Source organism: Phenylobacterium sp. (genome assembly GCF_020402505.1).
Taxonomy (GTDB): Bacteria; Pseudomonadota; Alphaproteobacteria; order Caulobacterales; family Caulobacteraceae; genus Phenylobacterium.
This window is the reverse complement of sequence record NZ_JADBZL010000052.1, coordinates 1-4,262: the sequence shown is the minus strand read 5'-3', so window position 1 is coordinate 4,262 and position 4,262 is coordinate 1. Positions and strand designations below refer to the sequence as shown.

The 4,262-nt window shown below is 70.0% G+C and carries 3 protein-coding genes and 1 pseudogene; 1 reads left to right on the top strand and 3 read right to left on the bottom strand.

The window, feature by feature from the left end:
• On the bottom strand, positions 1 to 2,517 hold a 2,517-nt coding region (locus tag IM632_RS04275; protein WP_296552041.1), incomplete at its 3' end, for a helicase-related protein.
• 272 nt (positions 2,518 to 2,789) lie between these two features.
• Positions 2,790 to 3,479 (bottom strand): SDR family oxidoreductase, encoded by a 690-nt coding sequence (locus IM632_RS04270; RefSeq protein ID WP_296485158.1) that lies wholly within the window; start codon positions 3,477 to 3,479, stop codon positions 2,790 to 2,792.
• Positions 3,480 to 3,675: 196 nt separating this feature from the next.
• Between IM632_RS04270 and rpmB the strand changes: the two genes are divergently transcribed.
• The gene (gene rpmB / locus IM632_RS04265) at positions 3,676 to 3,972 is read left to right on the top strand and encodes a 50S ribosomal protein L28 (protein ID WP_296498749.1); all 297 of its coding nucleotides are present in this window, start codon (positions 3,676 to 3,678) and stop codon (positions 3,970 to 3,972) included.
• A gap of 90 nt (positions 3,973 to 4,062) precedes the next feature.
• Here rpmB and IM632_RS04260 read toward each other — a convergent pair.
• Positions 4,063 to 4,262: pseudogene (locus tag IM632_RS04260) on the bottom strand (hypothetical protein); the annotation flags it as partial.

Genomic DNA, 4,262 nt, shown 5'->3' with positions numbered 1-4,262 from the left:
GCGCCGGCCCGGCCGGGCGGCGCGCTTCGGGGTCTCGGGCGTCCGGAGGGCGGCCAGGGCGGAGAAGGGAGAGGCCTCGGCCTTCCCGGACGGCGGACGCGGAGCCGGCCCCCTCCGCCGCCGCCATGTCGCCGGGCGGTCCATCGAGGGCCGCTCTGCCGGGGTAAAGCCCAGTGCCCTGAGGGCGGCGAACAGGTGCTCGACAGGTCCATCGAGGATATCCGCCAGACCGGGAGCCACCTCGATCCCGCGGCCCGATGAGGGCGCCGCCCGCAGCGCAGCATCCAGGGCCTCCAGGCGCGTCGCCTCCAGGAGCAGGTCTCCCACCCGGCGAAGGCCCGCAGCCGCCAGCACCGGCCGCAGCGGGGTCTCCTGCCCCCCTGCCATCCGTCCGGGCCGGGGGGCGGGCAGGCCAGGCGCCAGGACGGCGCGCACAAAGTGCAGCGCCTCGCGGGAGGGCAGCCCAGGCAGGAAGATGGAGAAGGCGCCCAGCCTCACGCCGAGGGCGCGGAGGCTGCGGCGCTCCACAGGCGAGAGGGCGGCGGTCTCCTCGCGGACCTCTGCCCGGTCCAGCACTCCGCCGGCCTCGACGAGCCGCCAGGCCAGGCCCCGGGCGAGACCCCTCAGCCGACCGCTGCGCAAGGCCTCGTCCAGGCGGGCGAGGGGCGCGAGCCGGCGTCCGGCCTCCGCCGCCAGCCAGGCCTCCAGGCGACGCTGCGCCCGCTCGCGCACGGGCGCTGGACCCAGTTCCCCGAACAGCCGCGCCCGCGGCGCAAAGAGCCCGCCGCCCTGCACCGCCGCCGCCGCCTCACCACGCCACAGGATCCTGCCTTCAGGGTCCAGCGCGAAGGCTTCGTCCGGCTCGGCCGCCAGCCGTCCCAGGCGCCGGGCGATCTCGGGACCGGCGGCGGAGTGGGCCGCTGCGCGCAGGGCCTTCTCCTCGAGGGCGGAGCCGGCCCGCTCGGGGGTGAAGACCACGCCCTGCAGGCGGCCCACCACGTGTCCCTCCACCGTCACCACACCGTCGCGGGAGACGCCCGCCAGGAGGTCGCCGGCGGCGCGCAGGTTGCGCATGAGGACGCTCGTACGCCGGTCCACGAACCGGGCGGTGAGCTTTTCGTGCAGGGTGTCCGAAAGCCTGTCCTCCAGGACCCGGGTGCGCCCTTGCCAGCCGGCGGGATCGCTCAGCCAGCCGGGACGGTTGGCCACGTAGGCCAGGGTCCGCACATTCGACAGGCGGGCCTGGAGGGTGTCGATCTCACCCTCGGTGCGGTCGAGGCGCCGGAACTGGTCGGCCATCCAGTCCTCGGGAATCCGCCGTCCGTGGCTGGCCAGCCAGAAGAAGAACTCCCGGGCGAGGCGGACGTGCTCCTCCACCCCTGTCTTGCGGAAGTCCGGGGTCTGGCAGACATCCCAGAGGTGCAAGAGGGCGCTGCGATCCCGGCAGCGATCGGCGACCCGGGGGTCGGCGGCCAGCTGGCGCAGGGTGATCTCGTCCAGGGCTTCGGCGGACAGGGACAGGCCCTCCCGGCCCGGTGCCTCGCCGAGGGACCTGAGCAGCCCTCCGAGGGAGCCGAAGTCGAGCCGGGGGTTGCGCCATTCGGCCGATGGGACCGGATCGTACCGGTGGGCCTCGACCTGGGCGACCAGGCCTGTGTCCATGTCTTCGCAATCGCCGGTAACCCCGAAGGTTCCGTCCTTTCGAAAGCGCCCCGCCCGGCCGGCGATCTGCCCCACCTCCTGAGGGTGCAGGGCGCGGGTGCGTCGGCCGTCGAACTTCTGCAGACCGGCGAAGGCCACATGGTCGACGTCCATGTTCAGACCCATGCCGATGGCGTCGGTGGCCACCAGGAAGTCTACCTCCCCGGACTGGTAGAGCTCGACCTGGGCGTTCCGGGTCCGTGGTGAAAGCGAGCCCATGACCACCGCCGCTCCGCCCCTCTGCCGGCGGATCAGTTCGGCGATGGCGTAGACCTGGTCTGCGGAAAAAGCGACGACCGCCGTTCGCCGGGGCAGGCGCGTCAGCTTCTTGGCCCCTGCGTAGGACAGGGTGGAGAACCGCTCGCGGCTGACGATCTCGGCGTCCGGCAGGAGGCGGCGGATCAGGGGCGCCATCGAAAGCGACCCCATCAGCATGGTCTCCGATCGGCCCCGGGCATGCAGAAGCCTGTGGGTGAACACATGGCCCCGCTCAGGGTCGGCGCAGAGCTGGATTTCGTCGACCGCCAGGAACTCCACCTCCCGGCTGAGCGGCATGGCCTCGACCGTGCACACGAAGTAGCTCGCCCGGGGCGGGATGATCTTTTCCTCGCCGGTGATCAGGGCCACGGCGCGCGGCCCTCGGGCGCGGACGATCCTGTCATAGATCTCGCGGGCGAGCAGACGCAGCGGCAGGCCGATCATGCCGGAGGCGTGACCCAGCATCCGCTCGACGGCGAGGTGGGTCTTGCCGGTGTTGGTGGGGCCGAGGACTGCGACCAGACGCGATGGCGCAGGACCCAGCGAACGCTCGCTCATAGCTTCAGGGTGGGGCGGGAATCGACCGCCCGCAAGCCAGGCGGTGCGCCCCTGACGCCGAATTCGAAGAAAGGTCTTAATGGCGGTCGGCCGCGACTACGAACACGGGCGAAACGAATCATGACCGAATCAGCGACACCGCACGATTCGAATTTTGTTCCATACCAAGTATAGTAGCCAATCGTCCGTTAACCACAAATGAAAAAATCAATCCGTCCACAGCAAAGGCGCGGGACCGGACCGACGCCGCCGGGTCCTGTCGGGGGCGCCGGCTACCAGGGATGCTCGGCGCCGTCCCAGGTCCAGAACCGTCCGGACTCAGCCATGCCCAGCCGCTCAATCACCTCGACGAGACCGCGGGCGCTATCCTCAACAGAGATCGTCGCATTCGGTCCGCCCATGTCGGTGCGGACCCAGCCGGGGTGCATCGGGCAGACGATCATGCCCCGGGCCTTGAGTTCCAGCGCCAGGACCTGCATGACCTTGTTCGCGGCGGCCTTCGAGCTCCTGTAGGCAAACGCGCCAGGGCTATTGCGGCTGAGGGACCCCATCTGGCTGGTCAAGGTGATGATCTTCGGCTGAGGGGCTTGGGCGAGGTTGGGCAACAGGGCGGTGGTCACCCGAAAGGGCGCCAGGGTGTTGACCTCCAGGGCGTCCCGCCAGGCGTCGTAATCCATATCGTCCAGCGACTGCCGGTCGCCGCCCATCACGCCCGCATTGTTGATGAGAAGGTCGACCCGGCGTCCGCCCAGCGCATCGGCCAGGCGCTGCACGGCGCCGCCATCCCGGACGTCGAGGGCGCAGACCTCCAGGTCTCCGTCGCCTGAGCCGTGTTGCAACTCCCGGACCGCCGCCGGATCCCGAACGCCCGCGACGACCTGGTCGCCGGCGTCCAGGTAGAGCTCAACGAGTCGCCGCCCGATCCCGCGTCCGGCCCCCGTGATCACCACCGTCTTTCTCATCCGCCCTTCTCCCTGGAGTTCTCGAGTCACCCGTCCGCCCTGTTCCGAACCCCGCCCCAGGTTCAAGGAGACCCCGCCACCCTGCAGGCCTTGAGCCCGGACTCAGCCTTGACCTCCACGGCCCGCTTCGCCTATATCGCCGCTCCCCCGGTGGCCGCGCGGTCTCCGGGCCTCTTTCTGTCGGGATGAGAAACCCATGTCGCGCCGCTGTGAACTCTCTGGTGTCGGACCGATGGTCGGCCACAATGTGAGCCACTCGAACGTCAAGACCAAGCGCCGCTTCCTGCCGGCCCTGGCGCCCGTGTCCCTGCAGTCGGACGCCCTTGGCCAGACCTTCAAGCTGCGCATCACCAACGCCGTCCTGCGCACCCTCGACTTCAAGGGTGGCCTGGACGCCTACCTGGTGAAGGCCCGCGACGAGGACCTCTCGCCCCGCGCCCTGAAGATCAAGCGCCAGGTGAAGGCCAAGCTCGCCGACAAGGCCGCCGCCTGACGTCGGTTTCCTTTCCGGACCCAGAAAAGGGCCGCCTTTCGGGGCGGCCTTTTTCATTTTCGCGAATCCAGATGAACGGAGGGAGAGCCTTCAGGGGGTCCAGTCAAAGGCCAGCAGGAGGGTCCTCTGTTCGGTGGAGAAGTTGTCGTCCGACGCCAGGAGGAAGCGGAGGCCGCCTTCATTACCCGGCAGGACCTCGACACCTTCGAAATTGTCGGTCGTCAGGGGGCGGGCCAGCTCCAAACGATCCATCTCCGCGCCGGCGGCGTTGCGCAGGATCAGCGCGATGC